Origin of the sequence: Aquirufa rosea, assembly GCF_004118285.1 — a bacterium.
GTDB lineage: Bacteria > Bacteroidota > Bacteroidia > Cytophagales > Spirosomataceae > Aquirufa > Aquirufa rosea.
In genome coordinates this window covers 187,707-208,020 of record NZ_SDHY01000006.1, presented here as the reverse complement: position 1 = coordinate 208,020, position 20,314 = coordinate 187,707, and the positions used below count along the sequence as shown (strand labels likewise).

20 protein-coding genes are annotated in these 20,314 nt (G+C 38.5%); 10 read left to right on the top strand and 10 right to left on the bottom strand.

Features of this window, described 5'->3' with window-relative positions; genetic code table 11:
* Positions 1-51 precede the first annotated feature (51 nt).
* The 5 genes from ESB04_RS10615 to ESB04_RS10595 all read left to right on the top strand — a co-directional run bounded on the left by ESB04_RS10615 (position 52) and on the right by ESB04_RS10595 (position 4,203).
* Positions 52-468 (top strand): hypothetical protein, encoded by a 417-nt coding sequence (locus ESB04_RS10615; RefSeq protein WP_129027720.1) that lies wholly within the window; start codon positions 52-54, stop codon positions 466-468.
* Between the two features lie 99 nt (positions 469-567).
* Positions 568-1,482, top strand: a complete 915-nt coding sequence (locus tag ESB04_RS10610; RefSeq protein WP_129027719.1) for an ABC transporter ATP-binding protein — start codon at positions 568-570, stop codon at positions 1,480-1,482.
* Positions 1,483-1,488: 6 nt separating this feature from the next.
* Positions 1,489-2,808 (top strand): ABC transporter permease, encoded by a 1,320-nt coding sequence (locus ESB04_RS10605; RefSeq protein WP_129027718.1) that lies wholly within the window; start codon positions 1,489-1,491, stop codon positions 2,806-2,808.
* Positions 2,809-3,152: 344 nt separating this feature from the next.
* On the top strand, positions 3,153-3,425 hold the full coding sequence (locus tag ESB04_RS10600; protein ID WP_129027740.1) for a DUF4242 domain-containing protein: 273 nt from the start codon (positions 3,153-3,155) through the stop codon (positions 3,423-3,425).
* A gap of 133 nt (positions 3,426-3,558) precedes the next feature.
* A complete protein-coding gene (locus tag ESB04_RS10595) occupies positions 3,559-4,203 on the top strand; it encodes a trimeric intracellular cation channel family protein (protein ID WP_129027717.1) in 645 nt (214 codons plus the stop codon).
* A gap of 95 nt (positions 4,204-4,298) precedes the next feature.
* Here ESB04_RS10595 and ESB04_RS10590 read toward each other — a convergent pair whose 3' ends face one another.
* Complete coding sequence (locus ESB04_RS10590; protein ID WP_129027716.1) at positions 4,299-4,649, bottom strand: Spx/MgsR family RNA polymerase-binding regulatory protein; 351 nt, start codon at positions 4,647-4,649, stop codon at positions 4,299-4,301.
* 89 nt (positions 4,650-4,738) lie between these two features.
* Here ESB04_RS10590 and fumC point away from each other — a divergent pair, with 89 nt between their 5' ends.
* Positions 4,739-6,142 (top strand): class II fumarate hydratase, encoded by a 1,404-nt coding sequence (gene fumC, locus ESB04_RS10585; protein ID WP_129027715.1) that lies wholly within the window; start codon positions 4,739-4,741, stop codon positions 6,140-6,142.
* A gap of 80 nt (positions 6,143-6,222) precedes the next feature.
* On the opposite strand, the gene ESB04_RS10580 is transcribed toward fumC, so the two are convergent.
* From ESB04_RS10580 to ESB04_RS10565, 4 genes are all read right to left on the bottom strand, one after another.
* Complete coding sequence (locus ESB04_RS10580; RefSeq protein ID WP_129027714.1) at positions 6,223-6,558, bottom strand: hypothetical protein; 336 nt, start codon at positions 6,556-6,558, stop codon at positions 6,223-6,225.
* A 21-nt stretch (positions 6,559-6,579) separates the two neighbouring features.
* Positions 6,580-6,939: an ArsR/SmtB family transcription factor gene (locus ESB04_RS10575; RefSeq protein ID WP_129027713.1), complete on the bottom strand. Its 360-nt coding sequence runs from the start codon at positions 6,937-6,939 to the stop codon at positions 6,580-6,582.
* Positions 6,940-7,323: 384 nt separating this feature from the next.
* Positions 7,324-9,780 (bottom strand): bifunctional UDP-N-acetylmuramoyl-tripeptide:D-alanyl-D-alanine ligase/alanine racemase, encoded by a 2,457-nt coding sequence (locus ESB04_RS10570; RefSeq protein WP_129027712.1) that lies wholly within the window; start codon positions 9,778-9,780, stop codon positions 7,324-7,326.
* Between the two features lie 90 nt (positions 9,781-9,870).
* Positions 9,871-11,061, bottom strand: a complete 1,191-nt coding sequence (locus tag ESB04_RS10565) for a phosphoglycerate kinase (protein WP_129027711.1) — start codon at positions 11,059-11,061, stop codon at positions 9,871-9,873.
* 161 nt (positions 11,062-11,222) lie between these two features.
* On the opposite strand from ESB04_RS10565, the gene ESB04_RS10560 reads away from it, so the two are divergent.
* Positions 11,223-12,899 carry a VRR-NUC domain-containing protein gene (locus tag ESB04_RS10560; protein ID WP_129027710.1) on the top strand — a complete coding sequence of 559 codons (1,677 nt, stop codon included), beginning with the start codon at positions 11,223-11,225 and terminating at the stop codon, positions 12,897-12,899.
* Between the two features lie 198 nt (positions 12,900-13,097).
* Complete coding sequence (locus tag ESB04_RS10555; protein WP_129027709.1) at positions 13,098-13,433, top strand: HPF/RaiA family ribosome-associated protein; 336 nt, start codon at positions 13,098-13,100, stop codon at positions 13,431-13,433.
* Between the two features lie 66 nt (positions 13,434-13,499).
* Here ESB04_RS10555 and metK read toward each other — a convergent pair whose 3' ends face one another.
* The 5 genes from metK to ytxJ form a co-directional block, all read right to left on the bottom strand.
* Positions 13,500-14,753 (bottom strand): methionine adenosyltransferase, encoded by a 1,254-nt coding sequence (gene metK, locus ESB04_RS10550; RefSeq protein ID WP_129027708.1) that lies wholly within the window; start codon positions 14,751-14,753, stop codon positions 13,500-13,502.
* A gap of 91 nt (positions 14,754-14,844) precedes the next feature.
* A complete protein-coding gene (locus tag ESB04_RS10545) occupies positions 14,845-16,023 on the bottom strand; it encodes a lycopene cyclase family protein (protein WP_129027707.1) in 1,179 nt (392 codons plus the stop codon).
* A 6-nt stretch (positions 16,024-16,029) separates the two neighbouring features.
* Positions 16,030-16,899 carry a lipoyl synthase gene (gene lipA / locus ESB04_RS10540; RefSeq protein WP_129027706.1) on the bottom strand — a complete coding sequence of 290 codons (870 nt, stop codon included), beginning with the start codon at positions 16,897-16,899 and terminating at the stop codon, positions 16,030-16,032.
* Positions 16,900-16,905: 6 nt separating this feature from the next.
* The gene (locus ESB04_RS10535; RefSeq protein WP_129027705.1) at positions 16,906-17,685 is read right to left on the bottom strand and encodes a hypothetical protein; all 780 of its coding nucleotides are present in this window, start codon (positions 17,683-17,685) and stop codon (positions 16,906-16,908) included.
* 37 nt (positions 17,686-17,722) lie between these two features.
* Positions 17,723-18,055, bottom strand: coding sequence for a bacillithiol system redox-active protein YtxJ (gene ytxJ, locus ESB04_RS10530; RefSeq protein ID WP_129027704.1), 333 nt, complete (start codon positions 18,053-18,055; stop codon positions 17,723-17,725).
* Positions 18,056-18,121: 66 nt separating this feature from the next.
* On the opposite strand from ytxJ, the gene ESB04_RS10525 reads away from it, so the two are divergent.
* Positions 18,122-19,372, top strand: coding sequence for a 3-deoxy-D-manno-octulosonic acid transferase (locus tag ESB04_RS10525; protein ID WP_164969644.1), 1,251 nt, complete (start codon positions 18,122-18,124; stop codon positions 19,370-19,372).
* Positions 19,365-20,303, top strand: coding sequence for a ribosome small subunit-dependent GTPase A (gene rsgA, locus ESB04_RS10520; RefSeq protein WP_129027702.1), 939 nt, complete (start codon positions 19,365-19,367; stop codon positions 20,301-20,303). The genes ESB04_RS10525 and rsgA overlap by 8 nt, the downstream gene beginning before the upstream one ends.
* The last annotated feature ends 11 nt before the right edge of the window (positions 20,304-20,314 follow it).

Here is a 20,314-nt window from a genome sequence, read left to right as displayed (position 1 = left end):
TTTTTATTCCTGTAAAACTTTTCTAGATTTAGGCCAATAGTTTAAAAACATATGAGCAAAGCAGACAAATCATTGATAGAACAATTATCCTTATCCATCTTGCCAAAATTAAGTGGTTTAAATGATAAGAATGCTAAAAAAATGGTCAATACGACCAATAAGGCCATCGAATTAATCGCCAAGAAATTCCAGAAGTTAAAAGACGAACAAGCGAAAGCATTGGCTGATTTGAAAGAAAAAGAAGCCAAAAAAGCTAAAAAATTGTTGGAAAAAGAGGCGAAAAGAAAGAGCAAATTAGCCAAAAAAGAAGCGAAAAATAAGCAGTTAGCGATGTTGACTAAAGGCTCAAGTCCTGCTAAAATAGACGCTAAACCAGTGGCAAGTACGGCATCAAAAAAAACAGTCTCCAAGACTAAGGTAAATACACCTAGTACCCCAAGAAAAAGAAGAACGGTAGTAGCTAAATAAAGCCTTCTCGTTCATCCTTATAATTTTGCGCTCATCCTTTTTTATAGTCAAGGGATGGGCGCATTTTTTATTTTCGGGCAAATTATAACATACCCTAAAATGATTCTATCCATTCAAGACGTTGTCAAAAGTTATTCCAACCATGTTGCCTTAGATCACGTATCACTTGATATTCCCAAGGGTAAGATTTTTGGACTCTTAGGGCCCAACGGTGCAGGAAAAACTTCCTTGATTCGTATCATTACCCAAATTACGGCTCCTGATGAAGGGCAAATTTTATTTGATGGAGAAAAGCTTTCTCCTAAGCATGTGGAGCAAATCGGTTATTTACCCGAGGAGCGTGGTTTATATAAAAAGATGAAGGTGGGGGAGCAATTAATCTATTTAGCCCAATTGAAGGGTTTGCCTCATTCTGAAGCCATTTCTCGTTTGAAGCAATGGTTTATTAGACTAGATATCAAGGAATGGTGGGATAAACAAGTAGATGATTTATCAAAGGGCATGCAACAAAAGACCCAATTTATCTCTACTGTCGTGCATGAGCCTAAGTTATTAATATTGGATGAACCATTTTCGGGTTTTGACCCTATCAATGCTAATATGCTGAAAGATGAAATTTTAGCATTGAAAGCAAAAGGCACAAGTATCTTGTTTTCAACCCATAGAATGGAATCGGTGGAAGAATTATGTGATTCAATTGCATTGATTAATCATTCACAAGTGGTGTTGACAGGAGAGAAGAATGAGGTTCGGAATCGATTCAAATCGCATCAGTATGAGGTGCTATTTGAAGGAGATTTGAAACAAGACTTACAGGGTGTTGATTTGGTTAGCTTGGAAATGCAGGGAAACCAAGCATGGAAAAAAGCTATATTTAAACTGCAGGAATCGGTCAGTCCAAATCAATTGTTGGGCCAATTGATTCCACAGGTATCAATACATAAATTTCAAGAGCTTATACCTTCTTTTAATGAAATCTTTATTCAAGTAGTCAAATCGAGCAATAATCAATAGAAGATCATGGACAAGATATTTTTAGTCATCAAAAGAGAGTATTTGACCCGCGTAAGCAAGAAGTCTTTTTGGATTGCCTCCATCGTGGCTCCTATGTTATTAACAGCTATTTATGCCGTACCTATTTGGTTAGCTACCCGTGATAAGGAGGTCAAACATATAGCCATTTGGGATGGAAGTGGATTATTTACTCAACAAGGTTTAGCCCATAAAGAGATTGCTTTTCAATTGTTGAAGGGGGATGTCAATCAAATCAAGAAGGATTTTAGTAAGCGAGGTTTTGATGCGTTTGCCGCTATTCCAGCTAATATTTTATCGAACCCAGAGGGCTTGAAGATTTATTCAGAGAAGAATTTGAGCCTTTCCTTGAAGAACAATATTGAACGAACTGTACAAGATAAAGTTCGTGAAATTTTATTGCGAAAGGCGGGTATTTCTACTTTAAAATACCAAGAAACCCAAGTGGATATTTCCAGTGATACCATTACTTTATCTAAACAAGGTGACGAGACCACTTCCAGTTCTGGCGGTGCTATGATTTTGGCTGCTATTTTAGGCTTTTTGCTGTATTTGACTTTGTTGTTATATGGTTCACAAGTTATGAATGGGGTGATAGAGGAAAAAAGTAATCGCATCATAGAGGTGATCATTTCTTCTATCAAACCATACCAATTGATGTTGGGTAAGATTTTGGGGGTGGGTATGGTTGGTTTGACACAATTTTTATTGTGGATTGTCCTAACCATTGGTTTATCAACGGCCACCAGTAAATTGTACCAAGCCCCAGCCCGCATGGCTTCGATGACGCAGGCTAGCCAATCAGATGAGTTAAAGAAAAACATTGCCAAAGCGGAGTCCAGTGCACAACCTATGGAAGAATTAAATAAGGTGATAGAAAGCACTAATATTCCTCTGATTTTAGGGTCTTTTTTCTTTTATTTCTTATTTGGTTATTTGCTTTATAGTTCCTTATTTGCTGCGATTGGTTCGGCAGTAGAAAGTGCTGCTGAGGCTCAGCAGTTCACCTTTCCAGTCATGATTCCAATTATTTTGGCCTTCATTCTTGCCCAGTTTACCATGCAAGATCCAGATAGTAATATTGCATTTTGGGCTTCCATTATTCCATTTACGTCGCCTATTAATATGATGGTTCGACTCCCCTATGGAGTTCCTGCTTGGGAAATTGGTCTCTCCATGATTTTGTTGGTTGGAGGATTTTTAGCTTGCAGTTGGTTATCTGCTCGTATTTACCGAGTGGGTATTTTGATGTATGGAAAGAAATTGACCTGGAAGGAAATCAGCAAATGGGTTTTTTATAAGGGATAACCAGGGGAATTTACTTCATTGGATTAATTTTATTTAACCGTTTAATAAATAATAAGGACAGGGATAATTCTTGTCCTTTTTGTTTTATTGGAAAATTTCAATGACTTAAGGGCTGAAGACTATTAAATGAACTTTTGGTGAAAGAGTTCTACACTGATCTGTATTTTTTATATTCTTGTTTATTGTAAAAAATACCCTAAATTTCAGTCGTAAACACCTGTTATTCAGAAGCATATGGTTTTGTAACTATTGAATATACCGGTATTTCTACACAATCCCTATTTACCAGGGCGGGAATGCTGAAAACCGATAAGAGTAGGCTTCAAGTTCTATTAGGTATATCCATGGCTACTTATTTAATTGAAAGAGAAATTCCTGGAGCAGGAAATCTTACATCTGACCAACTCAAATCCATTTCCCAAACTTCTTGTGAGGTGCTAAATCAGTTAGGCCCTAGCATTAAATGGTTGCAAAGCTATATTACCAATGACAAGATCTATTGTATTTACAGTGCACCCAATCCAGAAATTATCTTGGAGCATGCCAAGCAAGGAGGCTTCCCTGCCAATTTGGTTAGTGAAGTTTTTACGATCATTGATCCAACTACTGCGGATTAAGGATACTATTGTATTCCCAAGAAATATTTCGGAGAGAAAATGGGGTGCGGTAATAATTATCGATTCACTACCTTTTTCCAAGAAAGAGGTGTAATTTGAAGTCTGAATCCTTCAATGGCATAATTGATATTTATTGGAAACGTATTTTACTAATTTAATTGATTTCATTGGCACATTTGCCTTTGCTATAAGTGGTATCCGCTTGGCATCAGGTAAGCAAATCGATTGGTTTGGAGCCTATATCATAGGCTTGGTGACTGCTATTGGAGGAGGTACCGTGCGAGATTTATTGTTGGGAATTCGTCCTTTTTGGATGTTGGATGGACGTTATTTCTTGACCACAGGTATAGCATTGATAGCCATGCTTCTGTTGAAGGAGCGACTAGTTAAATGGTGGAATATGTTGTTTTTGTTTGATGCCATTGGATTAGGTTTGGTGACTATCGTGGGAATCAGTAAATCCATGGATGCCCAATTACCTTTTTGGGTATGCATTGTCATGGGTACCATCACGGGTTCTGTGGGAGGATTATTGAGAGATGTCCTCTTAAATGAGGTGCCATTATTATTACGAAAGGATATTTATGCGCTGGCTTGCATAGGCGGAGGGCTTGTTTATTTCCTTTGTCGCTATGTTCCACTTTCTACTTCCATGACAGAGCTTATTGCAGCCAGTGTAGTGATTAGCCTTCGTATTTTGGCATTTCGTTATCATTTACATTTGCCCGTTCTTAATTCTATACAAAGTCAATCAAAGGATACTGATTCCAAAGAGTAGGTTTGCCTAGCCCCATTAAATTAAGAAAGGTAAACATAAGCCTAGAACTCTTCTATTTAAATTATTGGTTATCAGCTTGATATAGGCCTATAAATTTAAGGATTTATCCAGTTGCTAATTTTTTCTTCGTCAAATCCAGCGAATAGTTTATCTCCTTTTTGTAGGATGGGACGTTTGATGGCGGATGTTTTTTGCTGAAGAAATTCAAAAAGTTTTTCTGGGTTTTCTAGTTCTTTTTTGCTGTCTTCATCAAGTTGCTTGTAGGTACTCCCTTGTTTATTCAATACGATGTTCGGTCCTAATTGATTCAAAAACAAGCGAAGCGTTTCAGGGCTAATTCCTCTCTTTTTGTAATCGTGAAATTCATAGTCGATACCTTGATTCTTCAAAAATTCAAAGGTCTTTTTCATGGTATTACAAGCGGGTATTCCGTAAATGCTGATCATGGATGCTATTTATTTTAAAAAGGTGTGCTACTTGTTTGTTTTGGTGGTATTTTTGTTTTTTCCTTACAAATTTAACACAAAGCTATCTTATGGAGTACAGAATAGAAAAAGATACGATGGGTCAGGTGAAAGTACCTGCGCACGTGTATTGGGGGGCGCAAACTCAACGTTCCATTGAGAATTTTCCCATAGCTCAGGACATCAATAAAATGCCAAAAGAGATTATTCGTGCCTTTGCTTATTTAAAAAAGGCGGCAGCCATCACAAATTTCGAGGCAGGAGTTTTGGATGCTTCGAAAAAGGACTTGATTGCTCGGGTTTGTGATGAAATTTTGGCGGGCCAACTGGCAGACCAATTTCCCTTGGTTGTGTGGCAAACGGGTTCAGGAACTCAATCGAACATGAATTGCAATGAAGTGATTGCTTACAGGGCACATGTGCTTCAAGGAGGCTCTTTGTTAGACGAGAAAAAAGTGGTTCATCCTAATGATGATGTGAACAAATCGCAGTCATCCAATGATACTTTTCCTACGGCTATGCACATTGCGGCCTACCAGATTTTAATGGAAACCACTATTCCTGGCATCACTAAGTTACGCGATACCTTGGCGGCAAAGGCTAAAGCTTTCAAGAATGTGGTGAAGATTGGACGTACCCACTTCATGGATGCGACTCCATTGACCTTGGGACAGGAGTTTTCAGGTTATGTATCTCAATTGGATCATGGTTTAAAAGCAATTAAAAACACCTTAGATCACCTAAGTGAATTGGCTTTAGGGGGTACGGCAGTAGGAACGGGAATCAATACACCAGTGGGTTATTCAGAAAATGTAGCGAAGCACATCGCTACACTGACAGGATTGCCATTTAGGACGGCTGAAAATAAGTTTGAGGCATTGGCTGCGCATGATGCCATTGTGGAGGCTCACGGGGCTTTAAAAACAGTCGCAGTGAGTTTAATGAAAATAGGGAATGATATTCGTATGCTTTCCTCTGGTCCTCGTTCAGGAATTGGAGAGATTTACATTCCAGACAATGAGCCAGGTTCATCCATCATGCCAGGTAAGGTAAATCCAACTCAATGTGAGGCTATGACGATGGTGGCAGCGCAGGTGTTGGGGAATGATGTGGCTATTAACATCGGTGGGGCAACAGGCCATTTTGAATTAAATGTGTTTAAGCCTGTGATGATTTATAATTTCTTGCATTCGGCTCGTCTGATCGGAGATGTTTGCGTGGCATTTAATGATAAGTGTGCCGTGGGCATTGAACCATTGAAAGAGAATATTCAAAAGCACGTGAATAACTCCTTGATGTTAGTGACAGCCTTAAATACGAAGATCGGATATTATAAAGCCGCTGAAATAGCTCAAACGGCCCATAAAAATGGCTCTACCTTGAAAGAAACGGCTATTTCATTGGGATATTTAACGGCTGAAGAGTTTGATGAGTGGGTTCGCCCTGAGAATATGGTAGGAGAAATTAATCTGTAATGAGCTTCTAAATACGCGATTCTCAGCGATTTACGTAAAAAATGCCCTATATGTTATGTATAGGGCATTTTTTATGTGTATTAAGCCATTTCTCTAAGTTCAATGCTATAAAATGGGTTGACAAATGGAAAACTGGAGGCAATGCGTTCGGCTTCTTCCCAATCTGGTAAAATTAACGTGACGATCTGTGAAATCTCTCCACCGTCAATCTGATTAATCCATTTGGAATCTAATTTTCCACTGGCAGTTAGGTGGACTTGTTGACCCGAAAACTTTTGATATAACATGTCTTGATAGCTAGATTTTATCCCCTTCAACCACGTTCTAATTTGTTCCAATTCTTCCTCTGTGGCCAAGGAATTTTCACCTGAAATTCCAGCTACTGGCCCCCGAATAATGATGACAAAACGTTTCATTTAAATGGTATTATTCTAATATTAAAATTCGCTTTGAAATTTTTCAAAGGGATTAGTTTCAACTTTCACTTTGGGTTTTGAGCTTCGTTCTTTGGGAGTAGCTTTTGGCTTTTCTGCGGCTATGCCCAGCAGGGGAGCGAGCCAATTATAGATTACTTCCAAGGCTTGCTTTTCCAAAGAATAATAGATGAACACACCATTGCGCCGTGTATTAACAATCCCAGCTTCTTTCAATACAGAAAGGTGCCTGGAAATAGTAGGAGCGGCATAGTTAAATTGCTCAAATATAGTACTTGCAGGTAGTTCTCCGTCTTTTAATAACTCCACAATCTTTCTCCTGGATTCATCCCCTAATGCTTTTGCTATAGACTCAACTTGCATAAAAAATTACCTATTTAGCTAATTTACTGTATTTAGTTCAATTATCCAAAAAGCCTCATTTAAGCTAATATGAATATATAATTAGTCATTCAAACAATTGATTAGCTGTATTGATAAATATAATTATTCATTTTGCTAAATAATTAGTTGAATTACAAAATATATTAGCTTTTTAGCTAATTAATATTGTTGATATAATAATTCGGTTCTATTAAGTTTACTTGATTGGGTTTATGGTTAGTTGAATATTTGAAGTAAAAAAGTAGCCACATGTTAACTTGCTCGAAATGTATTTTAAAAAAAAATACCCCAGAAAACATTCTGAGGTATGATGGAATTTTGATTAAAATAGATTTGCCTTTACCTTTTCTTTTGCTAGCTAAATTAGTTTTTTACATAGACTCTTTTAACTCTTTCACTGATGTTGGTCATCAGTTCATATGGGATCGTTTTAGCTTGATGAGCTAATTCTGTTAATTGTATTTTTCCGCCAAAGGCAATGGCCTCGTCTCCCTCCTTAACTAGGGGTACATGGCTAATATCTACCATGCACATGTCCATACAAATGGCTCCTACGGTTGGACATAAATAGCCGTTAATTTCGAATAATCCTTTGCCCATTCCGAGGCTTCTGGCATAGCCATCTGCATAGCCTAAAGCTAGTGTAGCTATGCGTCCGTTTGTTTTTAATTTGCCTTTTCTACCATAGCCGATGGTTTCATTTTTCTTAATTTCTTTGATTTGAGAAATATAGGTTTTTAAGGTCAATACATTTTCGAGTGATTTTTTTTCTTCTTTATTTCCTGAAATTCCATATAAACTGATACCCAAACGGACCATTTCGTACCTAGAATTCGGGTAGTTTTTGATGGCTGCTGAGTTGGCTATATGCCTAAGAGGAGTGTATCCCAATGTTTGAATGATTTTTTGAGTCATTTTATCAAACAATTGGATTTGTTTTTCCGTGAATTTTTGATGTTTTATGGATTCAGAGGCTACTAAATGACTTAATATACTGGCTACCCATACTTGAGGCATACTTGCTATTTTATGAGTTAATTCTTTGCATTGATCGGGACTAAATCCCAATCTTTTCATACCGGTATCTAATTTGATATGTATTTTGATGCTTTTATTGTGTGCATGACAATACTCATCTATGGCCTCTAACATGGCCATCGAGTATACTTCTGGTTCTAGTGCGTAATTACTCAAAGTATCTAGTTCTCCTATTTGTGGATTCATCACCATGATAGGACTGTAAATCCCATTTTTTCGCAATTGTACGCCTTCATCAGTATAAGCTACCGTCAAGTAATCAATGCCTTGTTGTTGTAATACTTGAGCTATTTCAATCGCCCCTGTACCATAGGCAAATGCTTTAACCATAACCATAAGTTTGGTGTTTTGGCCAATGGTTTCCTTATAATAGGTTAAGTTGCTCTGCAAAGCATCTAAATTGACTTCTAATTTAGTGCAATGGGTCTTTGTCTCTAGGGCTTGTGTAATTAGTTCAAAATTGAATTTTCGGGCTCCTTTGAGCAATATGACCGCATCGCTCAATTGATTTAATATTCCACTGTTCAATAAATCTTCTGTATGGTAAAATACCTCAATGGATTGAAATGCTTGTTGATATTTCGTAAGCTGATCTCCAACGCCAATTAATTGGTCTATTTTTTGTGATTGGACCAAGCTGGCTATTTTGGGGTATAGTTCTACAGCGGGAATTCCAGTTTCTATGAAATCACTGATGATAAGAACCCGCTTTTTATGTTCATATTTTTTCAGCAGGGGCAAGGCCAATTGAAGTCCATCTAAATCATTGTTGTAAGAATCATCAATGATTTGATTGTTTCTGAGGCCTTCTTTAATCTCTAAACGCATGGAGATAGGTCGTACCCATTTTGTTCTTTCCTGTATCTCTTCTGTCGATAAACCGGCCACATGTGCCATAATGAGGCAATGACAGAGGTTTTCAAGATAGGCTTCATCGGTTAGCTCCGTTCTAACGTCAAGAAAGGCCTCGCTTTGTGCTGGTTTTTTGATTCGAATATGTGTTTCATGCGCTCCAATTTTCCAATACACAAATAATGATTGGGGTAAATCTTCTGTACTCCATGAAATAAGTTCAGCTTGCGGGTTTATGGCTTGCATCCCCTCTTTAATAGGGTCATGCTGAGCATTTTTTCTTCGATAAACTAATTTTTCTACCTGTGTAAATAATTGCAGTTTCTCCTGTAGTTTTTGTTGATCTGATTCAAAATTTTGACCATGCGCCTCCCCAAAATGGGTGAATATTCCCCACGTAGGTTGAATAACTCTTTCAATCTTTTTCATTTCACCTACTTTGGATATTCCGGCTTCGAAAATGGCCAACTGATGTTGGGATTTTATTCCCCAAACCGATAGGGGGACGCCTATTTGTGAGTTAAAGCTTTTAGGGCTTTTTATCACAGAAAATTTACTTTGTAACAAGGTCGCTAGCCACTCTTTACATGTAGTTTTACCGTTGGATCCTGTGATTCCAATGACTGGAATGGAAAAGGATTTGCGATGAATACGGGCAATGTCTTGTAGGCTTTCAATACTACTCTCTACCACCCAAAAATCAGCGGTATTCCATTTTTTGGCTTTTTCTGCCAAGATACCAGACCAAGCAGCTTTCTCAACGATGAATTCTCTGACTCCCAAATGATACAAGGGCTCTATATATTGATGGCCATCATGGTGTACCCCTCTAACCGCAAAAAAGGCTGTTTGTTGGGGTAAATATATCTGACGACTATCTAGACTTAAAATGCTTGAACGTAGTTGTGAGGGCGAGGAATGATGAATCATGTGGTTTGCTAGTTGGCAATTAGCTAAAATACAAAAAGGCAAGGAAACTATTCCTTGCCTTTCATGCTATTTTTAATATTTTTTGGCTTTTTAAGCTTCCAATGCAGCTACACCTGGTAATACTTTACCTTCCATGTATTCTAGCAAAGCTCCTCCACCAGTGGATACATAGCTTACACGGTCACCATAACCTGCATTATTGATAGCAGAAGCTGAATCTCCTCCTCCAATCAATGAAAATGCTCCATTATCTTCTGTGGCTTTCACTACGGCATCTGCAATGGCATTGGTGCCTTTCGCAAAATTAGGAAACTCAAATACTCCCATAGGGCCATTCCAAAGGATAGTTTTAGAGTTAGCAATAACCTCCTGGAATAATTCAATGGATTTAGGTCCTATGTCCAATCCCTCCCAGCCATCAGGAATCTCTCCTCTATTTACCGTTTGTTGGTTCGCAGAATTACTGAAATCATCAGCTACTACATTATCCACTGGCATGTACAATTTTACGCCTTTAGCCTTGGCTTTTTCTAACAGACTTTTAGCTAAATCTACTTTATCAGGTTCTGAGATCGATTTACCAATTTTTCCACCTTCCGCTAAAGAGAAGGTATAAGTCATTCCACCACCGATGATTAGATTATCTACCTTATCCAATAATTGCTCAATGATTAATATTTTATCAGAGATCTTAGAACCACCCATGATGGCCGTAAATGGTCTGTCGGCATATTCTAAGATTTTTTTAGCATTATCAATTTCTGCTTGCATTACGTATCCACTTACTCGGTCTTGCAAGAATTTACCCATAACAGCCGTAGAGGCGTGTGCACGGTGCGCTGTTCCAAATGCATCATTTACCCAAACATTTCCTAAGCTGGCTAATTTCTGAGCAAATGCCTCGTCGCCTTTTTCTTCTTCTTTGTAAAAACGTAGGTTTTCAAGAAGTAGAATTTCACCTGCTTGTAGATCACTGGCTAATTTAACGGCCTCTTCACCAATACAATCTGGGGCAAATTTTACTTTGATTCCAAATACGATGGAAAGAGGGGTAACCAAATGTTTCAATGAATACTTTTCAGTTGGGCCATCTTTCGGTCTACCTAAGTGGGACATGAGAATAACGGAACCACCATCTTTCAGAATTTTCTGAATAGTGGGTATCGTGGCTTTTATACGTGTATCGTCGGTAATTTCGAACCTTTCGTTCAAAGGAACATTAAAATCAACACGAACCAGAGCTTTTTTACCAGCGAAATTGAAATTGGCGACTGTTTGCATACTATTTTTGTTTCAAATTGTAAGTGGAGATGTATGCCTCAGATAAGGCAGGCAAATATACCCAAGTTTTATTAATTGTTGAAAAAATCTAATTTTCTATTGAAAATTTTGAAATTTTTAGTCAAATAGTACAATTTCGACTAATTGATTAGCCCTACTCCATGGATACTAGCCAACAGGTACCTTTGTCGCCCACCTATTATTGGTATTATTTCCAATACATACTTCGCTATGTGGCCAAGCATTATACACATATTTTGGATGAACATGAACAGGTTTTTATCCGTGATTTTGAGTCGGCCTCCTTTTTTGCTCAATGTTTGTATTTACGCTTAGCTAGCAGAAGATCGACGTGGTTTCAGGAAGATCAATTGAATTATCCAGAAATTGAATCCATGGAGGCTGTTATTGTGGAATTGATGCATTTAAATTTTTTGGAAAAAATTGAACAATCGGAAAATGAAGTCATTTTTTCTTGTCTGGGAAATTTAACCAAGTCAATCTGCCTAGAAATTTTACATAAGCCAGGAGATAAAAACCCTCTGCCTAAATCAGTCTCCAAGCCTGTCGTGGTGCAATATATTCAGGAGAATTTGACCGAGCGGGATTTTATTTCTCGATTGCAAGAACTAGGGATTTCATTAATTCGACCTTTGCGTACTACGTATTTTCAATTTATTCAGTTTTTGTTTTTTGGTAGTAGACATCACGATTTGACGGATTTCGTGGTGCGTGATTTAGGACACCGGCAATTCATCAACATCCAGGAGGAAGATTTAGTACCTTATTTTTCTAGCCGAGAGGAAGCAGTTCAAAAATGGAGAATCAGTATTTGGAGAGAATGGTTTTTCGAAAAATCGAAGGAAGAAAAGTCGGTGGAGAAAATTTTGAATAGTTGGCGTTCACACATGTGGCCTTTGCTGCCTGAATTAGTAGAACTTTGTTTAGGTAGTTTTGAAAGAACCTTGTTTCATGTGGCACGTTGGTTGGAAAGGAAAGGTGAATTGGAATCAGCCTTGTCAATGTATGAAGAAAGCCTAGCTGGAGCATCTCTGGAACGAAGGGTTCGACTTTTGGCCAAGTTGAAACGCTTGGATGAAGCTAAAATGTGGGCTCGCACGGGGCTGGAACTGATTGCAAATCCTAAGGAGAGGCATTTTTTTGAGGATTTTCTGTTGAAACAAGAATCTAAAAAGCAAATTAAGCAAGTGACCTCCAGCTTGAAGGAGGCTGAAAAATTAGCCATTTCCAGCGAATGGAAGGAAAATGTCGAGGAAGGAGTAGCCGAATATTTTAGATCAAAAGGTTATTATGCGGCCTTTACGGAGAATAGGGTTTGGAAGAATCTGCTCGGACTTTGGTTTTGGGAATTGATTTTTAGACCTCAGGGGACTGGTTTTCATCATCCTTTTCAATATGCGCCAAGCCATTATGCCCAAGAAAACTTTATCATGGCTTTGTCAAATGAATTTCAGAACTTATTGCAATTACTGGAGAGTGAGCATCAATTAATGGGGCTATTAAAGCAAAATGCGTCTAAATATCAGGGTCAAATGAATCCCTTGGTCGATTGGCAAAGATTAGATTTTGATGTAATTGAACGCATCTTGCAAGTGATTCCCAGAGCGGCTTTAAAGGAGGTGATATCTTATATGTGGCAGCACTTGGGTACTCATGCCAAAGGTTTTCCAGATTTATTTATTCAAAAGGGAGTAGACTATGCCTTTGTGGAGGTTAAATCTCCCAATGACCATTTGTCTGCTATCCAATATTTTTGGCATGATTTTTTTAAGCAGCAACAGATTTCCATGAGGTTGATTCGGGTAGAGTGGATGTAATAATTTGGATATGAAATGATTTTATTTGGGTTCCATTTTAGCCCCCCAAAATACTTTTCTTCTTGTCTAAAAATTCTGCTAAAAATGCTTGACATCTTTTTGAAAATATTCTACATTTCCCATGAATCTAGAACGTTCTTTATGTTGTAGGCTTTGTTGGATTCCCAAAGCAATATTTCACCTTTAAATTTCAAGCTTATGAAAGTGCAAGTTCATGCCATCCACTTCACAGCGGATCGTAAATTAGTCGAGAGTATCCAAGCTAAGTTGAACAAATTAGAAACCTTTTATGATCGAATAACCAGCGGAGAGGTATTTCTTAAATTAGAACAAGGGGAGGGGAAAGTAAAAGAAAAATTACTTGAAATTAAAATTGCTGTACCTGGTGCTGTCTTATTCGTAAAAGAGAAGGCTAGGTCTTTTGAAGAAGCCTTAGATTTAGCATTGAATGCTATTGCTGAGCAAATTAAACGCTTTAAAGCTAAATTAAATCAAGTTAAAGCATCTAAAACGGCTCTGGATTTACCAGAATAGTTGTTTCACCATAAGACACAAAAAAGGGGACATTCGTCCCCTTTTTTGCTATATAAAGGCCTTAGACTATAATTGGAATGCTGATTTAACCGCATCTACATAATCCAATTTCTCCCATGTGAATAATTCCACTTCTAGATTTTTTGTACCATTAGGTCCAACAAATTTCTTAGTTACTACTTCGTTTTTACGGCCCATATGTCCGTAAGCCGCAGTTTCCGAATAGATTGGATTTCTTAACTTCAGGCGTTGTTCAATGAAATAAGGACGCATATCAAAGATTTCTTCTACTTTTCTAGCGATTTCTCCATCTGTTAAATTAACCTTAGCAGTTCCATAAGTATCGATGAATAAACCACAAGGTTTAGCTACTCCGATAGCATAGGATACTTGAACCAATACTTGGTCACAAAGTCCGGCTGCCACTAAGTTTTTGGCAATATGCCGTGTAGCATAAGCTGCCGAACGGTCTACTTTGGATGGATCTTTCCCTGAAAAAGCACCTCCACCATGCGCACCTTTTCCTCCATAAGTATCCACAATAATCTTACGACCTGTTAAACCTGTATCTCCGTGAGGTCCACCAATCACAAATTTACCCGTTGGGTTGATGTGGTAAGTGATTTTATCTGTAAATAAAGCCTGTAACTCAGGTTTTAATTTAGCTTTTACACGAGGAATAACGATCTCAATGATGTCTTTTTTGATTTTGGCTAACATGTTAGGCTCAGTATCAAAATCATCGTGCTGAGTAGAAACCACGATAGTATCAATGCGTTGAGGTATATGATCATCTGAGTATTCTATCGTCACTTGAGATTTAGCATCTGGACGCAAATAATGGATGATTGGATTCTCTTGATTACGTATTTCGGAAAGTTCTTTGAGGATTTTGTGGGCTAAGTCTAAAGCCAATGGCATGTAATTCTCAGTCTCTTTTGTCGCATAACCAAACATCATTCCTTGGTCACCTGCACCTTGTTCCTCAGGCTTTCCACGATCTACACCTTGATTGATATCTGCTGATTGTTCGTGAATAGCTGACAAAATACCGCATGAATTAGCTTCAAACATGTATTCTGCTTTGGTATATCCAATTTTTCGAATTACCTCACGAGTAATGGACTGTACGTCTAGGTAGATATTAGAATTAACCTCTCCAGCTAAAATAACTTGACCTGTCGTAACAAGAGTTTCACAAGCGACTTTCGATTTTGGGTCAAAAGCCATGAAGTGGTCAATTAAAGCATCTGAGATTTGGTCGGCTACTTTATCAGGGTGCCCTTCAGATACCGATTCAGATGTAAATAAATATGCCATTGGCGGAACGGTTTATTTAGTGTGATTAATCTTACAAAAGTACCAATTATCTTACATAGCTACAAGTGCAGTAGGAAGAATTAGTCATCTATTACTTTCTTAAAAATAAATGGTAAACAGCCCGAATAAATGGCATGCGAGGAACGGTGGTCATGAGTATTAAATCTTCCCAGATACTGGTTTTTTCATCCAAGAAGCGCAGCATTTTACTCCCCTTATTCCTCATAAATAAAGCTTCAAAAACTTTACTTCCTGGAATAGATTTTTCTAATAAAACCTGCAAAAATACTCGGTCAAGCCAGTTTTTAAAGGAATTGCTCGGCAAGATAGACTGGTTGGAGGACTCTTTTTCTAGTTCCTTGACTAGGGCTTTAGTGATTCGCTGTGTTCTTAAAAAGCTATATCCCGTAGAGGCTTTGATAAAGCCACCTGAAGTACCAATTCGAATAATTTTATCGGCTAGACTTTGCCTTGGTCGATTATCTAAGCACATGGGAATAATCCCTTTTTCCTCTTCTTTAATTTGGTAGTCTTCATCTCCCAGGCCATAATATGCCTGTAAATAGGATTTAATTTTTTCTCGATAGAATTTGGCTTCTCTCACCTCGGCAGAGAAAAAGGTATATTCAAACAAGGATTTTTTAGAGGAGATTGGTAGCTGGTACATGAATTCACATTCGGAGCCGTGGGCCACCCTGAAATCGAATAAGTGTGCCGCATCTGCTTTAAAAATCGGGAAATGACTTTCTACCTCCCAGCCCAAAAAATGCTGCTTGATGTGTTGAGGGTTTTGTATTTCACAAGGGAAAGTACTGTAGGAATCAAAAACTTTATCGTTGGCCCAGAAATCTCCTTGCGTGCTAATAACTTTTATTCCTTTTTTCTCTGGGCATATTTGAATTACTTCCGCCTCTAGAAAGTGGATGTTAGGAAACAGGCTTAAGTGTTTTCTAATATATGGAAACCAATCTGCACTCCTGATTTTAACATATTGAAATGGTTGGATGTCCAAGGCAATGCTATTTCCTTGAGATCCATGGAACCATAATTTTTTCCATGTTTTTTGCGCTATTCCATCAAATTCTTCCGCTTGATCTGACCAATAACACCAGGTTTTATCTTGAGCCTTCTCGAGTGAAGGATTTATGATCAACATGGGTTCTTGAGCTCTTTTACTTTGGCTTAAGTAGTAAACCAAGGAAAGGGCAGACATGCCTCCCCCAGCAAATATGTACCGATAAGAAGTATCACTGGGGGCTAGAAGACTCATGTGGCATTAGATATGGCGTTCGGCATGATAGCTGGAACGCACCAATGCGCCCGCCTCCACATAGGCTAAACCTCTTTTTAAACCTTCTTCCTTATACATCGCGAATGTATCAGGATGAATCCACTCGATCACCTCATGGTGCATTTTGGTAGGTTGTAAGTATTGACCCAAGGTTAATACATCTAATCCATGAGCGACTAAATCATCCATGGCTTGAAATACTTCTTCTTTCGTTTCTCCTAGGCCAAGCATAATGCCTGATTTCGTTCTTTTGCCAAAATTTTTCGTGCGTTGAATTTGCTCTAAACTGCGCTCATATTTGGCCTGTGGACGAACGTATCGGTAAAGCCTAGCGACTGTTTCCATGTTATGGGAAACCACTTCTTGGCCTGCCTCAATCATTCGGATTAAGGCATCCCAATTTCCTTTTGTATCGGGAATTAAGGTCTCAATGGTAGTTTGTGGAGTACTTTCTTTGACTGCACGTACGGTTTGATACCAAATTTCAGCTCCCTTATCTTTCAGCTCATCACGATTTACGGAGGTAATCACGGCATGCTTTACTTTCATCAAACGAATTGCCTCGGCCACACGTCTTGGCTCATCTTCATCATATTCTGGAGGTCTACCTGTGGCTACGGCACAAAAAGTACAAGAACGCGTGCAGACATTACCCAAAATCATAAAGGTGGCAGTTCCCTCTCCCCAGCATTCTCCCATATTAGGACAATTTCCCGACTGGCAGATGGTATGCAATTTATATTCGTCTACGATCTTTCTGACGTTAGTATATTTTTCCCCAATAGGCAATTTGACACGTAACCAATCTGGTTTACGGGTATTGGCTACGGGATTTATTTGCGGTAATTCAATCATGATATATCAATAAGTTCTTCCAAAGAAGAAAGTTAAGTAACCCGTCGTATAAACTGCCCTAGGGGTAGTTTGGTTAAGTATTTCCACTGGATTTTGAAAAACATCCACGATAAAACCTACTTCCAGGCTTAAATAATTATGCTTAATGGTGTTTAGTTCAATATCGAAGCCTGATTTGATATGCCAACCAGGTGCCAGCTTCGCATTGCCACTTCCTGCAAAATAACCGCCTTCACCTATGATGACAGATCTACTTGGACTGCTATTAATGGCCTCCGTGTAAGGAATAGATTTAATAATTGTTCTACCACTATTAGGATCTAGATATGACACATCCACGTAGTAGGGAATTTTAAATCCTAAACTAGGCCCTGTAGCTAATATACCTTTTAAGGCTGCACCGCCTTCGCTGGATTTTTTAAATAACATCCATTGCATACCAAATTCGGGTCTGGCAATGAGTAAATTATTCAATTTGCCTTCCGTGTAGCTTCTGCCGTTGTATGAAAAGGGAGAGGTGAATTCACGGTAATCCTTTAAATTGACTAGGTCTAAACCTATGATGGGCTGTCTATTAGGATTTTTATTCCAGGATTTTCTAAAATTAAGTCCACCAAAAATTCCCGAATTTGTGGTGGTCGTTAAACCTATGGCCCATGTACCTCTTTCACTGATCTGAGTAGCGGGTGTCGTGCTGCTATTAGCTCTTGTAGTATTTTGATTGGTCATTTTAGGGGTACTGGGAGTACCGCTACGTTGCGCCCATAGGAATGTGGGTGTTAGCATTAGAACCAATATATACTTAGGTAAAGCCTTGAACATGTTACTGGCTAATATATGGTTTCAATTCATCCATGGAGATATCCCAATGCGATGCATGATAACTGCATTTGCCTTGATCAATGACCAAAACCTGCGGTGATTGATGCTCCACCTGAAATGTATCAGCAATTTGATTAGAAATTGTTCGAAAAGCAATTAAATCTAATAAATATGCTGGAGTATTGTCTACATTCCAAGCTCTTTCTAATCGATTCAGCGAGGTGGCTGAAATGGAGCAGCGGGTACTATGTTTAAAAACAACGATGGGCTGTTTTTTCGAATCTTCAATGATTTGATCAATTTGCGATAATTCGTTTAAGTTATTCCAATTCATAAGAATGATGCAGGTTTTCTGCTTATTTCGTAATTTTAAAGATTCAACATCAAATTTAAGAAAAACTTGAGAGTTTGGCTGTATTCTTTTGCCTTGTTTTTGTATCGTCAAACCCTTGAAGGATTGTCTAAGTTCCATCCCAAAGCAAAACTTTGGGTGCAGGGACAAGAAGATGTTTGGCAACAGCTTGAAAAGGTTTTTACAGTTCAAGAAAGAAAGGTTGTCTGGTTTCATACGGCTTCCCTGGGTGAGTTTGAACAAGGAAGACCTGTCATGGAAGCTTACCGCTTAGAATATCCTGAACATTTTATTTTGGTAACTTTCTTTTCTCCCTCAGGATATCAAGTTAGAAAGAATTTTGCAGGTGTGGATTTTGTATCCTATCTACCTTTTGATGGCGCAAAATCGAGCCAGAGATTTCTAGACCTAGTCAAGCCCCAATTAGCCATATTTGTCAAATATGAATTTTGGCATTTTTATCTAACCGGATTAGCCCAACGACAGGTGCCTACTTTGTTGGTGTCAGCCATATTTCGACCTAAGCAAGTTTTCTTTGCTTGGTACGGAGGCTTTTACAGGAATTTATTAAGACAATTTAGCCGGATATTCGTTCAAGATCAGGCCTCCAAGGATTTACTTGAAGGCATCCAAATTCAATCGGTTCAGGTCGCAGGAGATACTAGGTTTGATCGAGTGTATGCGCAGTCCCGGCAGGTTAATTCATGGGATTTGTTGACGGAATTTTTACAGGGAGAAGCATTTGCTGTATTGGGATCTGTATGGCAGGCAGATATGGATCGAATTATCCCTTTGATAAATAAGCAGACTTTACCCATTAAGTGGGTCATAGTTCCCCATGAAATTAAGGAGGAGGAGTTGGCGAAATGGGAGAAGGAAATTCTATTAGCATGTATTTATTCACATTCCGAGAAATCCACGCCGCTTGCTAATGCCCAAGTTTTATTGGTCAATGAAATGGGTCGTTTATCTTCTTTATACCAAGGAGCAAGTTTTGCCTTTATTGGTGGAGCTTTTGGGGCAGGCTTACATAATACCTTGGAAGCAGCCGTATTTGGACCAGCCATTGCATTTGGTAACCTTAATTATCTTAAATTTAGAGAAGCATGTGCTTTGATTGAGGAGGGTATAGCTCGGGTAATTTCATCGAGTGCTGATTTAGAGAAATGTTGGGTTGACTTATGGAATAATCCTCTACGAAGGGAAAAAATAAAAACAAAATCCCAAGCTTATATTGCCAATAATATGGGAGCCACGGAAGCCATCATGCACCATGTAAGAACCATTCAATATGCTTGAAACTAGAAAAAAAGGATTAATTATTCGCTCCACGGGTTCCTGGTATGAAATCCGATCGGAAGAAGGTTTAGTCTATTCAGGTCGATTGAAGGGAAAATTTAAATTAAAAGGTCCTCAAACTTCCAATCCCATTGCTGTGGGTGATTGGGTTATATTTGAAATGGAGGATGAAGTACATCAAACGGTGCTGATCGTGGAGATTTTGCCACGTCAAAATTACTTGATTCGAAAATCGGTTCACAAAACGGGGCAAGGACAATTGTTAGCCGCCAATATTGATCAAGCTATATTCATTATGACTTATAAATTGCCCAAGACATCATTGGGTTTTTTAGATCGTTTTTTAGTGACTGCAGAGGCATTTCGTATACCTGTACAAATCGTTTTCAACAAAATGGATTTGTTGAATGAGGAGGAGCAAGACCAGGTTTTTGAATGGGCGGGCTTATATCAATCTTTAGGCTACGGAATTTTATTTACTTCCATTCCTCAAAACCAGGGGGTAGAGGAATTTAAAGCCATATTTCAAGGAAAGGTATCCCTTTTGTCTGGACATTCCGGTGTTGGTAAATCTAGCCTAACCAATGTAGTGGCCCCAGATCTGCACATCAAAACCAAGGAGGTGTCTGATTTTGCCCAAAAAGGGGTTCATACCACGACTTACGCCACCATGTGGGAACTTGGGCCTGATACCTATTTGATTGACAGTCCGGGAATAAAAGAATTGGGGATTTTAGAAATAGAGAAAGAAGAGCTGGCGCATTACTTTCCGGAGATGCGAGAGATGCTCGGAAGTTGTAAATTTAACAATTGCATGCATTTGTCGGAGCCTGGCTGTGCGGTGAGGGCTGCCTTGGAAGAAGGAGATATTGCGGAGTCCAGATATTTCAGTTATTTGAGTATGCTTGAAAACAATGATAATAGACGCTAAACCTAAAAAAG

Excerpts from the sequence above, each read along its gene's own strand:
- ESB04_RS10565 (WP_129027711.1), bottom strand. The coding sequence starts at position 11,061 with ATGCAAACAGTCGCCAATTTCAATTTCGCTGGTAAAAAAGCTCTGGTT.
- metK (WP_129027708.1), bottom strand. The coding sequence starts at position 14,753 with ATGGCATATTTATTTACATCTGAATCGGTATCTGAAGGGCACCCTGAT.
- ESB04_RS10610 (WP_129027719.1), top strand. The coding sequence starts at position 568 with ATGATTCTATCCATTCAAGACGTTGTCAAAAGTTATTCCAACCATGTT.
- ESB04_RS10575 (WP_129027713.1), bottom strand. The coding sequence starts at position 6,939 with ATGCAAGTTGAGTCTATAGCAAAAGCATTAGGGGATGAATCCAGGAGA.
- ESB04_RS10600 (WP_129027740.1), top strand. The coding sequence starts at position 3,153 with ATGGCTACTTATTTAATTGAAAGAGAAATTCCTGGAGCAGGAAATCTT.
- ESB04_RS10605 (WP_129027718.1), top strand. The coding sequence starts at position 1,489 with ATGGACAAGATATTTTTAGTCATCAAAAGAGAGTATTTGACCCGCGTA.
- ESB04_RS10535 (WP_129027705.1), bottom strand. The coding sequence starts at position 17,685 with ATGCTAACACCCACATTCCTATGGGCGCAACGTAGCGGTACTCCCAGT.
- lipA (WP_129027706.1), bottom strand. The coding sequence starts at position 16,899 with ATGATTGAATTACCGCAAATAAATCCCGTAGCCAATACCCGTAAACCA.
- rsgA (WP_129027702.1), top strand. The coding sequence starts at position 19,365 with ATGCTTGAAACTAGAAAAAAAGGATTAATTATTCGCTCCACGGGTTCC.
- fumC (WP_129027715.1), top strand. The coding sequence starts at position 4,739 with ATGGAGTACAGAATAGAAAAAGATACGATGGGTCAGGTGAAAGTACCT.
- ytxJ (WP_129027704.1), bottom strand. The coding sequence starts at position 18,055 with ATGAATTGGAATAACTTAAACGAATTATCGCAAATTGATCAAATCATT.
- ESB04_RS10590 (WP_129027716.1), bottom strand. The coding sequence starts at position 4,649 with ATGATCAGCATTTACGGAATACCCGCTTGTAATACCATGAAAAAGACC.
- ESB04_RS10615 (WP_129027720.1), top strand. The coding sequence starts at position 52 with ATGAGCAAAGCAGACAAATCATTGATAGAACAATTATCCTTATCCATC.
- ESB04_RS10570 (WP_129027712.1), bottom strand. The coding sequence starts at position 9,780 with ATGATTCATCATTCCTCGCCCTCACAACTACGTTCAAGCATTTTAAGT.
- ESB04_RS10560 (WP_129027710.1), top strand. The coding sequence starts at position 11,223 with ATGGATACTAGCCAACAGGTACCTTTGTCGCCCACCTATTATTGGTAT.
- ESB04_RS10555 (WP_129027709.1), top strand. The coding sequence starts at position 13,098 with ATGAAAGTGCAAGTTCATGCCATCCACTTCACAGCGGATCGTAAATTA.
- ESB04_RS10545 (WP_129027707.1), bottom strand. The coding sequence starts at position 16,023 with ATGAGTCTTCTAGCCCCCAGTGATACTTCTTATCGGTACATATTTGCT.
- ESB04_RS10580 (WP_129027714.1), bottom strand. The coding sequence starts at position 6,558 with ATGAAACGTTTTGTCATCATTATTCGGGGGCCAGTAGCTGGAATTTCA.